The sequence below is a fragment of the Streptomyces puniciscabiei genome, assembly GCF_006715785.1.
Classification (GTDB): domain Bacteria; phylum Actinomycetota; class Actinomycetes; order Streptomycetales; family Streptomycetaceae; genus Streptomyces; species Streptomyces puniciscabiei.
Genome location: NZ_VFNX01000001.1, coordinates 6,012,749 through 6,032,805, shown reverse-complemented (window position 1 = coordinate 6,032,805; position 20,057 = coordinate 6,012,749). Strand labels below are relative to the sequence as shown.

The following is a 20,057-nucleotide window of genomic DNA, read 5'->3' as shown; positions in this document are numbered from 1 at the left end:
AGGGTCCCTGATAGTTTACGGCGCATGCCGCAGCGGCGACCCTGGGGAGGGATCGGACATGGGTGACGTGGGATGCGCGCGCGACGAAGTCAGGCGCGCCCGGTACGCCGTGGCGGCCGTGTTCGCCGTGCACGGCGCCGTGACCGGCTCCTTCGCCACCCGGGTGCCGTGGATCCAGGAGCACGCCTCGCTTGGCGCGGGCCAGTTGGGCTTCGCGCTGGCCTTCACCGCGTTCGGCGCCTCCTGCGCGATGCCGCTGGCGGGCCGGATCAGCCACCGCTTCGGCAGCCGTACGGCCCTGCGCGGGCTGCTCGCGCTGTGGACGCTCTCCCTGGTCCTGCCGTCCCTCGCGCCGAACCTGTACACGCTGTGCCTGGCGATGTTCGCCTACGGGGCGAGCGCGGGCATGGCCGACGTGGCGATGAACGCGCTCGGTGTCGAGATCGAGCGGCTGCTGGACAAGTCGATCATGTCGGGGCTGCACGGCATGTGGAGCGCGGGTGCGCTGATCGGCTCGGCCGCCGGCACGCTCGCGGCGCACCTCGGCTCGGACGCCCGTCTGCACTTCTCGCTCGCCGCGGCCGTGCTGACCGCGCTCGGCCTGGTGGCCTGCACCTGGGTGCTGGACCTGCAGCCGGCCGAGGACGAGGAGCCCCCGCCGCGGTTCGCGCTGCCGCCGCGCTCGGCGCTGCTGATCGGCACGGTCGGCTTCTGCGCGGTGTTCGCGGAGGGCGCGAGCCTGGACTGGTCGGCGGTGTTCCTGCGGGACCGGCTGGACAGCTCGGCCGGAGTGGCCGCGGCCTGCACGACCGGCTTCATGCTGACGATGGCGGTGGCCCGGATCGCCGGGGACGCGGTGGTGAATCGATTCGGCGCGGTCCGTACCGTGCGGGCCGGCGGTGTCCTGGCCGTGCTGGGCGGTCTGCTGATCGTCGCCGCCGGGCACCCGGCGGTGGCCATGGGCGGGTTCGCGCTGATGGGGCTGGGTATCGCGGTGGTCGTACCGCTGTGCTTCGCGGCGGCCGGGCACGCCGGGCCCCACCCCAGCCAGGCCATCGCGGGCGTGGCGACGATCACCTACACCTCGGGCCTGATCGCGCCGAGCCTGATCGGCGGGGTGGCCCAGGCGACCAGCCTGGTGGTGTCGTTCGGCGTGGTGACGGCCCTGGCGTGCGGGCTCGCGGGCTTCGCCGGTGTGCTGCGCACCGCCGAGCGCGGCGGCCGGACCGAGGTCAGCCGGCCGGCCGCAGCAGTTCCCGACCCGCGGCCCTGAAGGCGTCGCTCCACGGCGCGGGCCGCAGGGTCGACGCGTCCAGGCGGACCAGGACCCGGGTGCCCTGGGCGTAGGTCCGGGTCCCGTCGGCCGAGCAGAAGCGGAAGCCGTAGGTCAGGCCGGTGGTACCGAGGCGGTCCAGCCAGAGGTGGACGGCGTAGGGGCCGGGGCTGGTCACCGGTGCCTCGTAGCTGATGCGCAGTTCGCGGACCGCGTTGCAGGCGTCGCCGGCCGCGTGCCAGTCGCCGTCGAAGCGGACACCGTGCTCGCTCCACAGCTCGGTCCAGGCGCGCTCGACCAGCAGGGGGTAGCGGGCGTTGTGCAGGAGCCCGAGCGCGTCGAGGTCGTCGAAGTGCACGGTGACGGGGATCAGCCGGCCGTAGGAGACGACGGGGGCGGCCGGGGCTTCGGCGGTCACGGGAGGAGCTCCTGAACAGCTGCTGGGACGGTACATCGCGGACGGTCCATACTAAGCGACCGCTCAGGAGCCCTGCCGGGCCGGCCCCTGCAGTCCGCTCAGCCCGCTATCGAGTCCAGCTGCTCCGCGGCGGGCCGCAGCGCCCACAGGTCTCCCCCGGGCGGCGCCTGAAGCTTCGCCACGGCCGCCCCGGCCGCCGCGTCCCCGGCGTCGGCGGCCGCGTGCACGACATCGGTGGCCGCGTACCGGTGGAACTCCAGCTCCGGATGCGGCCACGCGGCGGCGCCGGTCGCGGCCGGCAGCAGATAGTCGACGGCCTGGAACAGGCTCTGCCCGTCCGGGCCGCGGTACGACCACAGGTTCACGCCCGCGTGCCGGCCGATGGCCGCGAGCCGGGTGTAGGCGACCAGGTCGAAGGTGGAGTAGTGCCAGCTGCGGGTGCGGGCGAGCTCCTGGGGCTGGCTGCCGTCGGCCGCGATCTGCGGGTCGATCCGCCTGGCGCGCGCGTCGAGCACGGTCCGCCGGGCCAGGGCGGTGTCTCCGGTGGCGCAGGCGAGAGCGGCGAGCTGCATGTCGTAGAAGGTGCCGTGGTTGTTGGCGGCCGCGCCCTCCTGCTTGCCGAAGTCGCTGTTCTTCAGCCAGTCCAGGAAGCCGGTGTTCCACCGGCTCATCGCGGCGCGGTCCTGCGCGCTCCAGCCGGGGGCGCCGGTGGCCAGGATCGCCTGGGCGTCGAGGACGCTGGTGTACGACTGGGAGAAGTCGATGATGCCGATGGCCCGGCCGTCGTACTTGCACGGGATGAACTGGGCGTGCTCCAGGTCGGGGTTTCATCCGGGTGGCCGGGTCGAGGAACCAGGTGCGCAGGATCTGCCCGGCCTTGACGGCGTAGGCGGGCTTGCCCGTGTAGTACCAGGCGAGCGAGAGGTCGTACGTGGAGTCGAAGACCTTCTCGGCGTCCTGCCGGTCCGTGCCGCTGTCGACCTCCGGGTTGCGCTGCCCGTCCCGCTGGACGTACGGGCAGCCCCAGGGGTTGTCGGCGGTCGGGGTGGTCGTGGGCCACCAGTAGGGGGCCTGGCTCAGGTACTCGTGAACGTCGCCGCCCGGTGCGGGCCGCGGCTTGTCGACGACCGTCCACGGGCCCTGGTCCAGCCAGGTGTCGGCCCGGGCGGTCAAGTCCCCGAGCACGCGCCGCAGTCGGGGGTCGCGGTCCAGTCGGGCGCGGGTCTGCTGGAGCCGGGCGCCGTCGAGGACGACGGTCCGAGGAGCCCGGGGCGCGGCGTGCGCCGACGGCACCAGCGCGGCCCCGAAGGTCACCAACGCGGCCAGCAGCACGGCCGCACGGGATCTTCCACTCATCAAGCACTCCGATCTCGTCCGACGAACTTCTGATCAGATATGTGAACTGAGTTCATGAACAGGACCGTGCGAGCGTAGAGCCGCTCGTTACCCCTGACAATGGTTCGGACCGTCTTCACGTACGTAAGAAAGCGAAACCCCACCATGGACCTCGGCGTGCGCTGGAAGCTGCACGGTGACGGGCGCACGCCCGCGCCCGGAGCGGTGGTACGGCCCGACGAACGGCTCTCCTGGCCCCGTACGGTGGGCCTGGGCGCCCAGCACGTGGTCGCGATGTTCGGCGCGTCCTTCGTCGCGCCCGTCCTGATGGGCCTCGACCCGAACCTGGCGATCATGATGTCGGGCGTGGCGACCGCGATCTTCCTGATCGCCACGCGCGGCCGGGTGCCGAGCTATCTGGGCTGTTCCCTGTCGTTCGTCGGCGTGGCCGCCGTCATCCGCGCCCAGGGCGGCACCAGTGCCACGGTGACCGGCGCGGTGTTCGTCGTCGGTGTGGCGCTGTTCCTGGTGGGGCTCGCGGTGCAGCGGTTCGGGGCGCGGATCATCCACGCGGCCATGCCGCCGATCGTCACCGGCGCGGTGGTCATGCTGATCGGCTTCAACCTGGCCCCGGTGACCGCCTCCACCTACTGGCCGCAGGACCAGTGGACGGCCCTGCTGGTCATGCTGTTCACCGGGCTGGCCGTGGTCTGCCTGCGCGGCTTCTGGTCCCGGATCGCGATCTTCCTCGGGCTGATCTTCGGGTACGGCGTCTCCTGGGCCTTCGACCGGATCTTCGGCAAGATCCACTCCATGAGCCCGAGCGGCAAGGTCACCGGCCACTGGCGCCTGGACCTCTCCGGTGTCTCCAAGGCCGACTGGATCGGCCTGCCGCACTTCCACGGACCGTCCTTCCAGTGGTCGGCGGTCCTCGTCGCGCTGCCGGTCGTGATCGCGCTGGTCGCGGAGAACACGGGCCATGTGAAGGCGGTCGGCGAGATGACCGGCGACCCGCTGGACGACAAGCTCGGTACGGCGATCTCGGCGGACGGCGTCGCCTCCATGCTGTCCACCGCGGTGGGCGGCCCGCCGAACACCACCTACTCCGAGAACATCGGCGTGATGGCCGCGACCCGCGTCTACTCCACCGCCGCCTACTGGGCCGCGGCCGGCTTCGCCCTGCTCTTCGGTGTCTGCCCGAAGTTCGGCGCGGTCGTGGCGGCGATCCCGGGCGGTGTCCTCGGCGGCATCACCGTGATCCTCTACGGCATGATCGGCCTGCTCGGCGCCCAGATCTGGCTGCACGCCAAGGTGGACCTGCGCAACCCGCTGAACCTGGTGCCGGCCGCCGCGGGCATCATCATCGGCGTCGGCAATGTCAGCCTGAAGTTCACCAGCACCTTCTCGCTCAGCGGCATCGCCCTCGGCACTCTGGTCGTCATCACCGGCTACCACGCGCTGCGCGCCTTCGCCCCGGCCCACCTCAAGCGGCAGCAGCCGCTGCTGGACGAGGGCACCTCCGCCTACGACGAGGAGGCCGGCGACCGGCAGACGCCGCGCGCCAAGTCGTAGGCGTACGCCGGAGCGACGTCCGGCCGGGCCGCGGCGGTCCGTTCCCCCGTTCCGGCGATGTGTCCGGCCGGTCGCCTCGTCGTCCGGTCCGGGGCTGGGACCCTTCCCCCATGGCGCAGCTGGAACACTTCACGACTCCCGTCGACGCGGTCGTCTCCCGGATGCGGTCCCTCGACGCGACGCTGCCCGAGCGGGACGGTGTCGCCGTGTTCAACCGCGTCTACCTCACCGTCACCGAGGAGCTCGACCGGCGCCTGGACTCCGGGCAGTTCCCGGACCCACGGGCGGCGACCGCGCTGGACGTGCGGTTCGCCGAGCGGTATCTCGCCGCGGTCGACGCGGTGGCCCACGACCGCCGACCGCCCGCCTGCTGGCGTCCGCTGTTCCAGCTGCGCCGCCATCCCGGGGTACGGCCACTGCAGTTCGCGCTGGCGGGCATCAACGCGCACATCGGGCACGACCTGGCGCTCGCCGTGGTGGCCTCCTGCCGTACGCTCGGCTGCGAACCGGCCGATCTGGAGGACGAGTTCGACCGCGTGGGCGAGGTCCTCGTCGCGCTGGAGGAGCGCATCCGCGAGGATCTGATGCCGGGCCCCGACCTGCTGCAGATCGCCGACCCGCTCACCCATCTGCTGGGCTCCTGGAGCCTGGAGCGGGCCCGCGACGCGGCCTGGATGGCGGCACGGGCCCTGTGGGCGCTGCGGCACCGCGGCGGCATGGCCGAGGAGTTCGCCGAACGGCTGGACGCGGCGGTGGGGTTCGCGGGGCGGATGCTGCTGACACCGCTCGCCGACTGACCTGGCCGGATCTCGCCCCTGGGCGAGCCGCCTCGGAATCCCCCGGTGATCGCCCTACGTTGCCCGGCAAGCATCGAATCGCAGAGGAGCAGCGGTATGGCGACCCGGCTGGGCCTGAGTCTTCCCCAGATGCGGCAGTACTCGATCGGCACCGACGTGCGCGCGGTGGCACGCGCCGCCGAACGGATCGGCTATGACAGCCTGTGGGTCTTCGAGCGGGCCCTGTTCCCCGAGCCCGCCACCCAGGGTCTGTACGGCGTCGACGGCCTGCCCTGGCCCGACCAGTACCGCAATGTGGCGGACCCGCTGGTCACCCTCACCCTGGCCGCGGCGGCCACCGAGCGGGCGGAGCTGGGCTCCAGCGTGCTGGTGGCGCCCCTGCACCTGCCGTTCCAGCTCGCGAAGGCCCTGGCCTCGCTGGACGCGGCGAGCGGGGGCCGGGTGATCGCGGGCTTCGGCACCGGCTGGTCCCTCGACGAGTACGCGGCCTCGGGCGTCCGGCCGATCGCCGAGCGTGGCGCGGTCCTGGACGAGATCATCGCGGTGTGCCGGGCCGTGTGGGGTCCGGATCCGGTCGTCCACGACGGGCAATTGGCCAAGATCACTTCCGCCGTGGTGGGGCCCAAACCCGCCCGGCCGATCCCGTTGATGCTGGCCGCGAGCAGCGGGCGGACCTTCCGCAGGCTCGTCGACCATGCCGACGGCTGGCTGCCGGTGGCCACCGGTGCGCAGGCGGTCGCCGCCCAGTGGCGGCAGTTGCGGGAGCTGGCGGAGGAGCGTGGCCGTACGAAACCCATCCGGACGGTGCTGCGGGTGAACGCCGACCGCCAGGCGAAGCCGTACGACGGGGCGGACCGCCGGCCCTTCCAGGGCGATGCCGAGCAGATCGTGGCGGACCTCGTGGAGTACGCCGGCATCGGCCTGGACGAGATCCTCATCGACCTCCAGGGCACCGCGCGGGACGCGCGGGAGCTGACGGACGTCGCCGCGGAGGTGTTTGAAAAGGCGCGGGCGGCCGGAGTCTGAGTCCGGGCGCCCGCGCCTTGGTCCTTGCTCGTTGTTCGGTCAGTCCTCGGGCAGCTCCACAGGGGCGATCTCGTCGTACACGTCACCCGGGCCGGGGTTGGCCGGGTCGGTCTCGCCGCCGAGGTGGTGCATCACGCCCCAGACCGCGTTCAGCGCGGTCTGGACGGCGCCCTCGGCCCAGCCGGCCGTCCAGGAGATGTCGTCACCGGCGAGGAAGATGCCGCGCTTGTCCTCCGGCAGCCTCTCCTGCATGAAGTGGGTGAACAGGCGCCGCTGGTAGCGGTAGTGGCCGGGCAGGTTGGCCTTGAACGCGCCCATGAAGTAAGGCTCGTTCTCCCAGGAGACCGTCACCGGGTTGCCGATGATGTGCTTCCTGATGTCGACCTTCGGGTAGATCTCGCCGAGCGACTTCAGCATGACCTCCATCCGCTCGTTCGCGGACAGCGGCAGCCACTTCAGGCTGTCGTCGCACCAGGTGTACGACAGGCAGATCACGGCGGGCTGGTCCGGCCCGTTGTCGAGCAGGTAGGTGCCGCGGGTCATGCGGTCGGTCAGGGTCATCGACATGACGTCCCGGCCGGTCTCCTCGTCCTTGTCCAGCCAGAACGGCCGGTCCACGGGGACGAACAGCTTCGAGCTCTCCATGTAGTGGGTGCGCTCGATCGCGGTCCAGTGGTCGATCGGGAAGAGCGAGTCGTCGCACTCGATCTTGGACAGCAGCATCCAGGACTGGGCGGTGAAGATCGCCGCCTTGTAGGTCCGGATGTCGCCGTTCGCGTCGGTCACGGTGATCCGGTTGCCCGCGGTGCGGTGCAGCCGGGTCACGGCCGGGCGGGGCTCGCCGTCCACGTGCAGGGACTTCAGCGAGGTGCCGTACGGCCAGTGGACGATCTTCTCCGGCTCGCGCTCCCACAGGCGCAGCGGCAGCTGCTGGGAGCCGCCGACGATGCCGCGGTGGTGGTCGTCGGCCTCGGTGTAGACGACGCGCAGGATCTCCAGGATGGAGTTCGGGAAGTCGGTGTCCCAGCCGCCGGTGCCGAAGCCGACCTGGCCGAAGATCTCGCGGTGCCGGAAGGACTTGAAGGCCTCGGAGTCGCAGAGGAAGCCGTAGAAGGTCTGGTTGTCGAGCTTCTCGACCAGCTTCGCCCAGATCTCCCGGATGCGCGGGACATCGCGCTCGCGCATGGCGCGGTTCATGTCGGAGAAGTCGGCGCCCTCGTCGAGGCACTTGTTCCAGGCCTCGGCGACGTCACGGTAGACCTGGGGCAGGTCGTCGATGGTCTCGGCGTAGTGCGACTCGCCCTTGAGGTCCACGACGGTCGAGGGGGTGGCCTCGGCCAGCGGGTTCGGGAAGGGACGGGTCTCCAGGCCCACCATGTCGATGTAGTGCTGCAGGGCGGTGGACGACGGCGGGAAGCGCATCGCGCCCAGCTCGCAGTTGAGCGACTCGTCGCAGCCGTCGAAGCCGACGGTGCGCAGCCGGCCGCCGATCTGGTCGGCCTCGTAGACGACCGGCTTGAGGCCCATCTTCATCAGCTCGTACGCGGCGACGATGCCGGACAGGCCACCGCCGATGATCGCGACCTCGGTGCCGTGCTCGGTCGCCGGTATCTGGCCGAGGCCCGCCGGGTGGGCGAGGAAGTCGTCGTAGGCGTAGGGGAAGTCCGGGCCGAACATGGTGATCGGCGGCTGCTGCTCGTCGGTGTGCTCGACGGCGTTGGGCACCGTGGACGTCATGGGGTACGGACTCCTTGCACGAGGTGAAACAGGGGGAGGCTGTTGCGGCGGCTCAGCCGAGGGACCCGTACAGACCGGGGCGGCGGTCCTGCAGGTACGGGTTGGCCTCGCGGGAGGCGGCCAGGAAGGCGGGGTCGGCGTCGGCGAACACCAGCTGCTCGGCGCGGCCGGCCCGGGCGCGGGCGACGCCGTCGGGACCGGCGAGGACGGAGAGGCCGACGAACTCGAACTCCCCTTCCTGGCCGACCCGGTTGACGTACGCGACGTACATCTGGTTCTCCCAGGCGCGCACCGGGATCATCGACTCGGCGACGAACTGGAAGGGGTGCATCTGCGCGGTCGGGACGACGAGGAGGTCGGTGCCGGCCAGGGCGTGGGCGCGGACGTTCTCCGGGAACTCGACGTCGTAGCAGATCATCAGGCCGACGGTGAGGCCGTTCAGCTCGGCCTGGACGACCGGCTGCTCGCCCGGTGTGAAGTGGTCGCGTTCGAAGCAGCCGAAGAGGTGGGTCTTGCGGTAGTTCGCGAGCCGGGTGCCGTCGGCGGAGATCAGCTGGGCGGAGTTGTAGACCGTCTCGCCGCCGCGCTCCGGGTAGCCGTAGGCGATGGCGATGCCGTGCCGGCCGGCGGTCTCGGCGATCGCGTCGGCACAGGCGCCGTCGGCGGGCTCGGCGAGGCGGGCGATGTCGTCACCGATCGCGTACCCGGTCAGGAACATCTCCGGTGCGGCGAGCAGCGCGGCGCCCGCGGCGGCGGCACGGCCCGCGGCCTCGTCGAGGACCTTGAGGTTCTCGACGATCGAGCCGGGGCGGCCGGAGCTCTGGAGCAGGGCGGTGCGCATGCGGATCCTCACCGGAAAGGGGCTTTGGGGGTGGCCTCGACGTTTTTGGGGCCATGAAGAAGGTACGGTCGGCGCGCTCGGCCGGACAAGAAGGAGCCGTTGCGCGCCCGTGCGCGGTTTGTTGCGTGGTGCGCGGCTCGGGCGGCGATTCGTTGCGCACCCTCGGGCCCGGTTCCGTCCCCCCTGGGGCGCAGGTGACCGCTGGGGTTCCCCGCCGGACGGGGGAGGCGGGGTCCCGCCTGCGGAGCGATGTGCCGAAGGGCCGGCGCCGGGAGAGTGGTGATCGTTCAGTTCACGCGCTTGACCTGCGGAAAGGACCCTCATGAAGGCCGTCGTGAAGCGCCGTACGAAGATCGCCGCCGTGACCCTCGCAGCCGCCCTGCTGATCACCGCCGGTACGGCCGGGGCGGCACTGGCCTCGGGCGGCGGGGCGCACCACCCCGTGCGCGAGGCCGCGTCACTGACCGGTTCGGCCAAGCTGTACCGGTCGGCCGGGGACGACATCACCTTCAGCTTCGACGCGCATCTGGCGGCGGCGGACACCGCGGATCCGCTGAAGGCGACCGGGACCTTCGCCTGGAGCCACTATTCGCCCCACATGAACGGCCGGGCGAAGGCGACGGTGGACTGTCTGGTGACGGGCGGCAAGGTGGCGGTGGTGTCCGGGGTGATCACCGACTCCGACCATCCCGAATGGGTGGGGCACAGGGTCGGAGTCACCGTGCACGACACCGGGGGCGTCGACCGGCTCGGCTACAGCTGGGCCGCGACGGACGACGGGATCGGGCCCGGGGACCTGCCCAGGTGTGTGTCCTCCGCCCCCTTCGAGAAGGTGAAGCGGGGCACCGGTGACTTCAGGGTCGTGCCCTGGGAGCCGAAGCTCTAGGTGCCGGCTACTTGCCGGTGCCGACCGGGTCGACGGTGAGGGCGGAGCCGCCGCCGTCCGAGACCGACCAGCGGCGCGGCGAGCCTGCTCCGCCGGGCGCCGACCGTGCCGTCCTGCGAGCACCTCCGGCACCGGCGACTCCTCGACCCCGAGCTCGCAGACACATGGCTAGATCTCCCGCAGCCGCTCCATGATCTCCCGCAGCAGCCCCGGGTCGGTGGCCGGGCCGCCGGTCCGGTGGCGGCGGGGCTCGTCGATCCGGATCAGGCCCGCCTCGGCCAGGTCACCGAGCAGCACCCGGAGGACGGTCAGGGGCAGGTCGGCGTCCGCGGCCAGCTCCACCACGGGACGCGGGCCGCGCCGGATCAGGTCGAGCAGGGCGGCACGGGCATGGTCGACGCGCGGTCCCGGCGCGTCGGCGTCCAGCGCGGTGACCCGGGACATCAGGTCGATGGCGTGCGCGCCCGAGGGCCGGGTGCGGCCGTGGGTGACCGTGTAGGGCCGCACCATCGACCCGGTCTCGTCCTCGTACCAGTGCTCGTCGCTCACCGCGGGATCATCTGGGGGTGCGGGCCGCCGCGTCCAGGTGGCGGCCGAGGCGGCGGACGAGCAGGGCCATCTCGTGCGCGAGCTGGCCGACGTCGGTGCCGGCCTCGCTGAGGACGGCCAGCCGGCTGCCGTGCCCGGCCGGGGTGATGAAGAGGTAGGCGTCGTCCAGCATCACCATGGTCTGCCGCACCTCGCCCGCGTCGAACCGCTCCCCCGCCGAGCGGGCCAGACCGTGGAAGCCGGAGCAGACGGCGGCCAGGTGCTCGATGTCCCGTCGGCGCATCCCGTCCGAGCTGCTGATCGGCAGACCGTCGGCGGTCAGCAGCACGGCCTGGCGGACGTGCTCGGTGCGCGCCACGAGGTCGTCCAGCAGCCAGCCGAGCGCTCCGCTGGTCTCGGCGGGCTGCTCGGTCCTGTGTTCGTCACCGGGCATCGTCGGTGTCCGTCCCTTCGTGGGCGTGGGTGGTCACAGTGTCGGTGATCGTGTCGTCCGAGGGGGCGGGTGTGGGTGCGTCTTCGGGTGCGGGTGCGTGAGGGCCGGTCGCGCGGTTCCTCGCGGCGCTGGGGGGTTGCGGTCCCGTCGGTTCGGCAGTACCGGAACTCCGGGCAGCCTCGCCGGTCGTCGGCAGACCCTTGCGGCCGCGGTCGAGGCCACGCTGGAAGGCGCCGAAGATCGCGCGCATCTCCTCGGCGTCGACCTCGCGCCCGGGGGCGGTGTCGCGCGGCGGCGGTTCGTCCCGCAGCTCCCGGACGAGGGAGGCCTGCCGGGTCCGGGTGGGCAGGGCGGGCGGAGGCGCCGGCGTCCCGGACGCGGACCAGGACGGCAACCGGTCGCCGGCCGGCGACTCTGAGACGGCCTCGGAGCCGCGCGCGGGCAAGGACGGCAACCGGGCACCGGCCGGCGACTCGGAGACGGCCTCGGAGCCGCGCGCGGGCAAGGACGACAGCCGGGCACCGGCCGGCGACTCGGACTCCGGCAGGGCCGTCAGCCGCTCCCCCGACGACGGCGCGGAGCCGGCACCCGAACCGTCGGCGGCTCCGGTCGTCGGGGTGTCCGACGCCGGCTCGGACACGGCTCCCGCGCCCTGCGCGGGCACGGACGCGAGCCGGTTCCGGGTGGGCGGTTCACCGGCGGGTCCGGTCCGCGGCTCACCGGGCGCGGGCACAGCCGCCCGCGCCCGGGTCGGCAACTCGCGTACTGCTGCGCCCTGTTCACGTTGTCCCGCCACCGCCAGCACCCCCTCCGGCAGCAGGACCACCGCCGTCGTGCCGCCGTACGGCGAGTCCCCGAGGCTCACCTCGATGCCGTGGCGGGCGGCGAGGCGGCCGACGACATAGAGGCCGAGGCGGTCGTGGCGGGTGGGGTCGAAGGCGTCGGGGTCGGTGAGGGTGGCGTGGGCGTGGGTGCGCGCCTCGGCGTCGAGGCCGAGGCCCCGGTCGTCGATCTCGATCACGAACCCGCTGCCGACCCGCCCGGTGCGCAGGGTGACCTGGGTGTGCGGCGGCGAGAACACCGTGGCGTTCTCCAGGAGTTCGGCCACGAGATGGACGACGTCGGCGACCGCGTCCGCGGCGACGCCGATCTCCGGCATCGGCGGCACCACCACGCGCGCGTAGTCCTCGATCTCGCCGACGGCCGAGGCGACGACGTCGGCGATCGGCACGGGCCGGCGCCAGCGGCGGCCCGGGGCCGCGCCGGAGAGGATGATCAGGCTCTCCGCGTGCCGGCGCATGCGCGTGGTGAGGTGGTCGATGCGGAACAGCTCCCGCAGGACGTCGGGGTCGTCGGTGCGCCGTTCCAGGGTGTCGACCAGTTTCAACTGCCGGTGCACCAGCGCCTGGTTGCGGCGCGCGATGTTGAGCAGCACCGCGAACAGTCCCCGGCGCAGGGTCGCCTGTCTGACGGCGGCCTCGACGGCGGCGAGCCGCGCTGTGTTGAAGGACCGGCCCACCTGCCCGATCTCGTCGTCGCGCACCTCGTCGGCGGCCAGCGGCGGCGCCTCCGCCACCGCGTCCACGTCCTCACCGGCACTCAACCGGCGCATCACTTCGGGGAGCTGACGCTGTGTCAGTACGTCCGCCGCGTCCCGCAGGGTCTCCAGGCGCCGCGAGATGCGCCGCGCACCACGCACCGCGAACCACAGCGACAGCCCCACGGCCGCGAGCCCCACCACGCCGGCGACGGCCGACTTGGTCAGCTCCCGGTAGGCGAACGCCCGCCCGCGTGCCGCCGAGTTCTCGGCGGACCGCGTACACAGCTGCATGTACCGCTTGACGGCCCGGTCGGTGGTGGACCGCCAGGTGTCCGCCGCTACGGCCCGGCCGGCGCCCGCCGCCCCGGCCCGCAGCAGTGCGTCCTCGCCGCGCACCAGCGAGCCGTACAGGTCCCCGCGCTGGAAGTCCTCGAACAGGGCGCGCGAGTCGGCGGGCAGGTCCGGCACGTACGTGCGCTGGAACACCCGCCGGTCCTCGATGGTGGCGGTCAGCGTGTCGTACTGCCGGTCGGTCAGTGTGCCGGCCGCCCGCGCCCCGGCGACCAGCGCGTCCTCCCGGGAGACGAACTCCCGCACCCGCACCAGCTCGATGACGACCTGCGCCTCGCGGGCGAGCTGTCCGGCCTGGAGCGCGGTGAGCGTGGACTGCACGTCGAAGCCGGGCTCGACCAGTGCGCTGTACTCGTCCACGGCCCGGTCCCAGGTGATGTGCCGGGACAGCACCTGCGAGCGCAGCCCGTCCAGTTTGCCGGTCGCCGCGTCCATGGCGTCCAGTGTCTGCCGCTGCCGCTCGGTGAGCCGGCCCCGGTCGCCGTCCCGGACGGCCTGCCGCATGGCGTCCACGGCCCGGTCGGTACGGCGCTGCTGTTCGAGCAGCTGACCGGCCGTCGCCGTGTCGAGGCGGGCGCCCAGGTAGGCGGCGGACATCCGGCGCTCGATCTGGATCTGCCCGACCGCCGTGTCCACGGGGGTGCCGAAGTCCTCGTACACCCCCTGGAGCCGGATCAACGCGCGCAGTTCGGCGGTGACGGACACCATCGCGAAGCTCCACAGCGCCATCAGCGCGACGGCCGGGGCGAGCGCGAGCGCCACGATCCGCGAACGGACGGTGGTGGGACGGCCGAGGGGCCAGCGCATGAAGTACCTGCCGGTGTTACCAGTCGGTAGAAAGTCCGGCACAACCTACGGGATGGTCACCCGGACCGCAATGGTGACCTGCGGTAACCCCGGGTTATGTCCTGGTCGGGGCGAAGGTGGTGAGGACCGCCGCGTGGTCGGAGGGCCAGTCGTTGCCCGCGACATCGGGCCAGGGCCGCGGGCTGCCGGTGACCAGGGTGCGCGCGTCCCGCACGGTCAGGCCCCGGTGCAGGACGTAGTCGATCCGGTCCTGCGGCTCGGGCCGTCCGCTGCCGTCCTCGTGCACCGGGTGGATCGGCGACCAGGTGTGGCCGGGCTCGGCCGCAGGGTCCGGATGCACCTCTCGGTAGGAGTCGGCGAAGCCCGCGTCCTCGGCGGCCCTGGTCACCGGCCAGGCGACGTCCGGCCAGTCCAGGTGGGAGGGGCAGTTGAAGTCGCCGACCAGGACGACCGGGATGCCTTCGGCGGACGATTCGGCGATGCGGTCCAGCGCGTCCCGCATCTGCGCCAGCCGCAGCTCCTCGTGGGCGATGAGCTCCTGCGCCGGCAACCCGTCGAAGACCGCCTCATAGGGCCCGTACGGCGTGTAGTGCAGGTGCGCGGTCCAGACGTCGACCTCGCGGCCGGGCGCCACGGCGATGCGGACGCCCGCGGCGCCGTAGAAGCCGACGTCCGGGTCGCCGAAGCGGGCGGTGATGGGGTGGCGGCTGATCACGCCGAGGTTCTCGCCGGCCCGGTGGTGGTGCCAGCCGAGCGCCTCGGCGAGCTCCTGGGCGGCGGTTCCGCCCGTCTCCTGGAGCCCGACGACGTCGGCGCCGCTCTCCAGGATGACCTTGAGCTGCTTGGCCCGGTGGTCGTCGACCTCACTGCCGCCGAGCCACAGGTTCCAGCTCATCACCCGAAGCTCGGGCGCGACCATCTGCCCCAGTTCCTCGACCGTCACCCCGGCGAGGCTCTCCCGCACGGTCCGGCCGGGCGCCGCGCCGATGGGCGCGAGGGACGGTACGGCGAGGACGGCGCACCCGGCGGCCTCCGCGGAGGCGACGCCGGTCTCGGTGTCCTCGACGGCCACACAGGCGGCGGGGTCGACGCCGAGGGCCCGGCAGGCGGCCAGGTAGGGGTCGGGGTCCGGCTTGGTGCGGGCGGTGTCGTCGGCGGTGACGGAGGCCGCGAACCGGTCGGCGCCGAGGGCGTCGAGGACGACGTCGGCGACCGCGCGCGGGGACGCGGTGACCAGGGCGACGGGGACGCCGGCGGCGGCCAGCGCGTCCAGCAGGGCGTGCGCGCCGGGGCGGGGCACGATCCCGGTGCGGACGCGGTCGGCGAACTCGCGGTGCAGCTCGGCCGCGAGGTCCGCCGCCGCCCGGCCCGTCGCCGTACCGAGCCAGGCGGCGGTGTGCTCCACCGGGCGGCCGAGCACGTCCGGCTGGTCGGCCTCGGTCAGCGGGCGCCCGGCGACCTGCTCGACCGCCTCCCACCACAGCCGCTCGGTGTCGACGAGCGTGCCGTCCATGTCGAACAGAACGGCCTGAAGGGGGAGTTGATGGATGTGGGGGGTCACGTTCGGGAAATTCCTCACTTCTGGATACGTTCGGCCACGAGCACCGGGCGCTCCGGCAGGGACACGCCGACGGGGGCTCCGGCGCCGAGGCCGGTGGCCTCGTGGGCGGGGAGGTCGGCCTTGGCCTCGGTGCCGTCGGCGAGGCGTACGGTGACCCGGACCACCGCGCCGAGGAAGGCGGTGGCGACGATCCGGGCGCTGCCCTGCTCGTCCGGGCGCACCCGGACGGCCTCGGGCCGCACCAGCACGTCCACCGCACCGTCCGGCACCTCGCCGTCGGCCGGCAGCCGCTGCCCGAGCACCTCGACCGTGCCGTCCTTGAGCTCGCCCGGGATCCGGCTCATGGTGCCGACGAACTCGGCGACGAAGGCGGTGGCGGGGCGGCCGTACAACTCGGCGGGCTCCGCGCACTGTTCGAGGCGGCCGGCGCGCATGACGGCGACCCGGTCGGCGACCGACAGGGCCTCCTCCTGGTCGTGCGTGACGAACAGGGTGGTGATGCCGAGTTCCTGCTGAAGGCGTCGGATCTCCTCGCGCAGGGTGAGCCGCACCTTGGCGTCGAGCGCGGACAGCGGCTCGTCGAGCAGGAGCACGCGCGGGCGCAGGGCCAGGGCACGGGCCAGCGCGATGCGCTGCTGCTGGCCGCCGGAGAGCTGGTGCGGATAGCGCTCGCCCTTGTCGGCGAGCCCGACCAGCTCCAGCAACTCGGCGGCGCGGGCGCGCCGTTCGGCCGTGCGGACGCCGCGCATGCGCAGCCCGAAGGCGACGTTGTCGACGGCGTTCAGGTGCGGGAAGAGGCTGTACGACTGGAAGACCATGCCGGCGTCCCGGCGGTGGGCGGGGACGTGGGTGACGTCCTCGCCGTCCACCAGCACGGCGCCGGAGTCGGGGTGTTCGAACCCGGCGAGCATGCGCAGCGCGGTGGTCTTGCCGCAGCCGGAGGGGCCGAGCAGGGCCAGGAACTCCCCGGGGCGGACGGTCAGGTCGAGCCCGTCGAGGGCGACGGTGGTCCCGAACTCCCGCCGCAGCGAACGGAATTCGACGGTCGCGGCCTGGGTGCGGGTCTCGGGCAGGGTGGCGGTCATGTAGGTCATCCCCGGGAAGGAGCGGTTCGGTTGCGGCCGCCGCCGGCACCGGCGAGCGCGAGGAGCAGGGCCCAGGTGACGAGCAGGCTGAGCACGGACACGGCGACGGACATCTGGGCCTGCTCGCCGCCGACGTTGTAGATCCACACGGCGAAGGGGGTGTAGCCGAGCAGATGGGAGACCGTGAACTCGCCCAGGACCAGGGCCAGGGTGAGGAAGGAGGCGTTCAGCAGGGCCCCGCGCAGATTGGGCAGGACGGCCCGGACGAGGGCCTTGGGCCAGGAGGCGCCGCAGCTGCGGGCCGCCTCGACGAGGGTCCGCACGTCCATGGCGCGGAGGCCGGCGTCCAGGGCCCGGTAGACGAACGGCAGGGCCATCACGACGTAGGCGAGCACGAGCACGACGGGGAAGCTGTCGTTCTGGATCACCACGAACGTCTCGAACAGCGGCGTCCGAGAGAGATACTGCGGGCCCCACTTCAGCACGGTGGCGATCCCGGTGACGAACGCGATGGGCGGCACCACCAGCGGCAGCGAGCACACCACCTCCACCACCGGGCGCAGCCGGGGCGCGCCGAGCCGGAGCGCGACCACGGCGGGCACCATCAGCAGCAGCACGACCGCGATGGTGGCGACGGCCAGCTCCAGCGAGAGCAGCAGGCTGGAGAGGAAGCCGTCGGCGGAGAGGATCTTCGTGTAGGCGTCGAAGGTGAGGCCCTGGCCGGGCACGTCCACAGTGAAGATCACGGAGGCGGCGAGCGGTACCAGGAAGTACAGGGCGGCGAGGCCGAGGACGACCCACCGCCACGGGGTCAGGCGTCGAGCCATCGGGCGCTCCTTCGCTGAAGGGGCAGGTACACGGCCATCACCAGGCCCGCCACCAGCACCATGTCGAGGCTGAGGGCGAGGGCGACGTTCTCCTGGCCGACCAGCACGTTGCCGGACAGGGCGTCGGCGATCTGCAGGGTGACCAGCGGCACGGCACTGCCGACCATGGCGGCGGCGGTGGCGTAGGCGGCGAAGGCGCTGCCGAACAGCAGCACCAGGCCGCCGAGCAGCGAGGGCGTCAGCACGGGCAGGGCCACGTGCCGCCAGTACTGCACGCCGGTGGCGCCGTTGTTCAGCGCGGCCTCGCGCCACTGGGAGCGCAGGCCGTCCAGCGCGGGGGTGATGGTGAGGACCATGAGCGGGATGAGGAAGTACAGGTAGACGAGGACCAGGCCCCAGAAGCTGTAGAGGTCCCAGCCGCTGTCCTTCAGGCCCAGGTGCACGGTGAGGACGCCCGCGTTGCCGAGGGTGGCGACGAAGGCGAAGGCCAGCGGGACCCCGCCGAAGTTGGCGAGCACGCCGGAGGCGGTCAGCACGGCCTCGCGCAGCCAGCGGGAGCGGGAGGAGACCACGGCCTGGGCGAGCGGCAGCCCGAGCAGGGCGCCGAGCGCGGCGGAGAGCGCGGACAGCTTGACGCTGCCGAGCAGGGCGGTGAGGTACGGGCCCCGCAGCGAGGCCGTCATGTTGGCGCCGGTGTAGGTGGTGGCGCCCGTAGTGGCGTCGTCGACCGAGAAGGCGCCGTTCACGATGGCCACGGCGGGCAGGCCGAAGGCGATCGCGACGAAGACCAGCAGCGGTACGACGGCGAGCCAGCCGGGGGCGCGGCGCCGCCGCTTCGCCGAAGCGACGGGCGCCACGTCCGCGCGCGGGAGGGCGGCGGTCATCCGGAGACGGCCTTCCCCCAGCCCTGCGCGATGACCGTCTTGGCCTTGCTCTGCTGGGTCTCGGTCGGGAAGGTGGGGGTACCGGTGACCTGGGGGAGCCTGGCGGCGGCGGTCTTGTCCAGCGTGCCGGCCTTCTCCATCGCGGCCATGAGAGCCGGGCGGGCGTAGCCCTTGAGCCACAGGTTCTGGCCCTCGGCGCTGTACAGGTACTCCTGCCACAGACGGGCGGCCGCCGGGTGCGGGGCGTCCTTGTTGATGCCCTGGCAGTAGTACTGGGCGTACTGGCCGTCGCTCGGGACGGCGACCTTCCAGTCCAGGCCCTTGGACTTGAACTCGTCGGCGTAACCGGCGTTCAGGTAGTCCCAGTCGATCGAGATCGGCGTCTCGCCCTTCTCGACGGTGGCCGGGGTGGACTCGACGGGCGTGTAGTTGCCGCTCTTCTTCAGCTTGGCGAAGAAGTCCAGGCCGGGCTGGATGTTGTCGAAGGAGCCGCCGTTCGCCAGCGCCGCCGCGTAGACGCCGCCGAAGGCGGAGCCGGACTTGGTGGGGTTGCCGTTGAGGGCGACCTGGCCCTTGTACTCGGGCTTGAGCAGGTCCTTGAAGCTGGTGGGGCACTCCTTGACGCGCTTGTCGTCGCAGCCGATGGAGACATAGCCGCCGTAGTCGTTGTACCAGCGGGCCTGCGGGTCCTTCTGGGCCTCGGGGATGTCGCCGTAGGAGGCCACCTTGTAGGGCGCGAGCAGGCCCTGCTGGGCGGCGCTCAGCGCGAACGAGGAGCCCAGGTCGAGAACGTCGGGGGCGCGGTCCTGGCCCTTGCGGGTGGTGACGGCGCTGATCTCCTCCTCGCTGGTGCCGTCGGGGTTCTCGTCCTGGATCTTGATGCCGTACTTCTTCTGGAATCCGTCGATGATCGCGCCGTAGTTCGCCCAGTCGCGCGGCACCGCGATGATGTGCAGCGTGCCCTCCTTCTTGGCCGCCTTGACCAGGGCGTCCATACCGCCGAAGGCGGCTGCGGAGGTGGCGGTGGCGGCGCTCTTGCCGTCCTTGGTGGTGCTCGACGCGTTGTCGGGAGCGGCGCCGCAGGCGCTGAGCGCCAGCGCGGCGACGACGGCGATACAGCCGCCGAGTGCGGCGTTTCTCGGCAGGGACACGGTCACGGTCTCTCCAGGGGGTGCACACGAGGGTTGAGGCAGTGCGGAGAACTTGTCTGAACAAGTTGCGTCACAGTACGCCCGCTCGCGGTGTCCTGTCTGTAAACGTGAGCGAAACTTTGGGCGCTGCTTGGCTGCACAATCCAGACCGTTGCAGATCACGCTCAGGTCTCGATTAGGCTGGTCACGCTGTGCACAGCGACCTGAGCAGAGGGGAAGCATGACGGCGCGACACGAGGAGATCGCCGACGAGCTGCGGCGTGCGATCGACCGCGAGGAGTACACGGTCGGCAGCCGGCTGCCCTCGGAGTCGGAGCTGGCCGCGGCCTACGGCGTCTCACGCGGCACGGTCCGCCAGGCCGTCGCGACCCTCACCTCCGAAGGCCTGATCGGCTCCCGCCAGGGCGCCCGGCGCGTCGTCCTCGCCAGCCGCCGCAGCCAGAGCTTCGAGGAACTGCGCAGCTTCGCCCAGTGGGCCCGCGCGATGGGCCGCGAGGCGACGGGCCATGTGGTGGCCCAGGAGTACCGCCCGGCCACGGCCGAGGACGCCGTACGTCTCCAACTGGCTGTCGGTACACGGGTGTTGCACGTGCTCCGGGTGCGCGGCCTGGACGGCGAGCCGGTGCTGTTGGAGCGCACGGTCTACGCCGACTGGATCTCTCCCGCCGTGGAGTCGATCGAGCCGGACTGTCCCTCGGTCACGCAGCGGCTGTACGACGACACGGGTCTCGTCTTCGCGTACGGCGAGCACGTGATCGACGCGGTCGCCTGCGGCGCGCGGGACGCCGAGTTGCTGGGGATCCGCCGTACCAGTCCGCTGCTGCGGGTGCGACGCGTCACCACGACCCGTGAGGGCCGACCCGTCGAGTGGTCCGATGACCGGTACCGCCCGGACGCGGTCAGTTTCAGCGTGCGGAACTCGATAGGCAGCAACGCGTTGGCGCGGAAGACCGCGGAGTAGAGCTCGGGGCGCCTTCACCATCG

Annotated in this window: 17 protein-coding genes and 1 pseudogene; 6 read left to right on the top strand and 12 right to left on the bottom strand. The window is 72.4% G+C overall.

All coding sequences use genetic code 11. From position 1 onward, the window contains the following. The first annotated feature begins 58 nt into the window (after nt 1–58). Entirely contained in the window at nt 59–1,273 is a 1,215-nt protein-coding gene (locus tag FB563_RS27955) for an MFS transporter (RefSeq protein ID WP_055706819.1), read from the top strand. Here the strand turns inward: FB563_RS27955 and FB563_RS27950 are convergent. After that, nucleotides 1,233–1,691 carry an acyl-CoA thioesterase gene (locus FB563_RS27950; RefSeq protein WP_055706820.1) on the bottom strand — a complete coding sequence of 153 codons (459 nt, stop codon included), beginning with the start codon at nt 1,689–1,691 and terminating at the stop codon, nt 1,233–1,235. The genes FB563_RS27955 and FB563_RS27950 overlap by 41 nt on opposite strands. Before the next feature lie 98 nt (nt 1,692–1,789). Beyond that, nucleotides 1,790–3,047: pseudogene (locus FB563_RS27945) on the bottom strand (alginate lyase family protein). 144 nt (nt 3,048–3,191) lie between these two features. Here FB563_RS27945 and FB563_RS27940 point away from each other — a divergent pair. From FB563_RS27940 to FB563_RS27930, 3 genes are all read left to right on the top strand, one after another. After that, complete coding sequence (locus tag FB563_RS27940) at nt 3,192–4,598, top strand: uracil-xanthine permease family protein (RefSeq protein WP_055706821.1); 1,407 nt, start codon at nt 3,192–3,194, stop codon at nt 4,596–4,598. Between the two features lie 110 nt (nt 4,599–4,708). Next, complete coding sequence (locus tag FB563_RS27935) at nt 4,709–5,395, top strand: DUF5995 family protein (RefSeq protein WP_055706822.1); 687 nt, start codon at nt 4,709–4,711, stop codon at nt 5,393–5,395. A 96-nt stretch (nt 5,396–5,491) separates the two neighbouring features. Then, nucleotides 5,492–6,421, top strand: coding sequence for an LLM class F420-dependent oxidoreductase (locus FB563_RS27930; protein WP_055706823.1), 930 nt, complete (start codon nt 5,492–5,494; stop codon nt 6,419–6,421). Between the two features lie 39 nt (nt 6,422–6,460). Here the strand turns inward: FB563_RS27930 and FB563_RS27925 are convergent, their stop codons facing one another. Both FB563_RS27925 and FB563_RS27920 read right to left on the bottom strand, forming a co-directional pair. After that, nucleotides 6,461–8,158 carry a flavin monoamine oxidase family protein gene (locus FB563_RS27925; protein ID WP_055706824.1) on the bottom strand — a complete coding sequence of 566 codons (1,698 nt, stop codon included), beginning with the start codon at nt 8,156–8,158 and terminating at the stop codon, nt 6,461–6,463. A 52-nt stretch (nt 8,159–8,210) separates the two neighbouring features. Continuing rightward, nucleotides 8,211–8,999 (bottom strand): carbon-nitrogen hydrolase family protein, encoded by a 789-nt coding sequence (locus FB563_RS27920; protein ID WP_055706825.1) that lies wholly within the window; start codon nt 8,997–8,999, stop codon nt 8,211–8,213. A gap of 322 nt (nt 9,000–9,321) precedes the next feature. On the opposite strand from FB563_RS27920, the gene FB563_RS27915 reads away from it, so the two are divergent. Beyond that, the gene (locus FB563_RS27915; RefSeq protein ID WP_055706826.1) at nt 9,322–9,885 is read left to right on the top strand and encodes a hypothetical protein; all 564 of its coding nucleotides are present in this window, start codon (nt 9,322–9,324) and stop codon (nt 9,883–9,885) included. Between the two features lie 168 nt (nt 9,886–10,053). Here the strand turns inward: FB563_RS27915 and FB563_RS27910 are convergent, their stop codons facing one another. From FB563_RS27910 to FB563_RS27875, 8 genes are all read right to left on the bottom strand, one after another. After that, the gene (locus FB563_RS27910; RefSeq protein ID WP_234357790.1) at nt 10,054–10,434 is read right to left on the bottom strand and encodes a DUF742 domain-containing protein; all 381 of its coding nucleotides are present in this window, start codon (nt 10,432–10,434) and stop codon (nt 10,054–10,056) included. Nucleotides 10,435–10,441: 7 nt separating this feature from the next. Then, nucleotides 10,442–10,867, bottom strand: a complete 426-nt coding sequence (locus tag FB563_RS27905) for a roadblock/LC7 domain-containing protein (protein ID WP_055706827.1) — start codon at nt 10,865–10,867, stop codon at nt 10,442–10,444. Beyond that, a complete protein-coding gene (locus tag FB563_RS27900; protein WP_142218953.1) occupies nt 10,857–13,565 on the bottom strand; it encodes a sensor histidine kinase in 2,709 nt (902 codons plus the stop codon). The genes FB563_RS27905 and FB563_RS27900 overlap by 11 nt, the downstream gene beginning before the upstream one ends. A 94-nt stretch (nt 13,566–13,659) precedes the next feature. Next, nucleotides 13,660–15,126: an HAD-IA family hydrolase gene (locus FB563_RS27895; RefSeq protein ID WP_055708462.1), complete on the bottom strand. Its 1,467-nt coding sequence runs from the start codon at nt 15,124–15,126 to the stop codon at nt 13,660–13,662. A gap of 14 nt (nt 15,127–15,140) precedes the next feature. Beyond that, entirely contained in the window at nt 15,141–16,211 is a 1,071-nt protein-coding gene (locus FB563_RS27890; RefSeq protein ID WP_107100732.1) for an ABC transporter ATP-binding protein, read from the bottom strand. A 5-nt stretch (nt 16,212–16,216) separates the two neighbouring features. After that, nucleotides 16,217–17,038: an ABC transporter permease gene (locus FB563_RS27885; RefSeq protein WP_055708460.1), complete on the bottom strand. Its 822-nt coding sequence runs from the start codon at nt 17,036–17,038 to the stop codon at nt 16,217–16,219. Next, nucleotides 17,023–17,922 carry an ABC transporter permease gene (locus FB563_RS27880; RefSeq protein WP_055708459.1) on the bottom strand — a complete coding sequence of 300 codons (900 nt, stop codon included), beginning with the start codon at nt 17,920–17,922 and terminating at the stop codon, nt 17,023–17,025. The genes FB563_RS27885 and FB563_RS27880 overlap by 16 nt, the downstream gene beginning before the upstream one ends. Next, nucleotides 17,919–19,079: an ABC transporter substrate-binding protein gene (locus tag FB563_RS27875; RefSeq protein ID WP_055708458.1), complete on the bottom strand. Its 1,161-nt coding sequence runs from the start codon at nt 19,077–19,079 to the stop codon at nt 17,919–17,921. The genes FB563_RS27880 and FB563_RS27875 overlap by 4 nt, the downstream gene beginning before the upstream one ends. Nucleotides 19,080–19,293: 214 nt before the next feature. Here FB563_RS27875 and FB563_RS27870 point away from each other — a divergent pair, with 214 nt between their 5' ends. After that, a complete protein-coding gene (locus tag FB563_RS27870) occupies nt 19,294–20,034 on the top strand; it encodes a GntR family transcriptional regulator (protein WP_055708457.1) in 741 nt (246 codons plus the stop codon). Nucleotides 20,035–20,057: the final 23 nt, after the last annotated feature.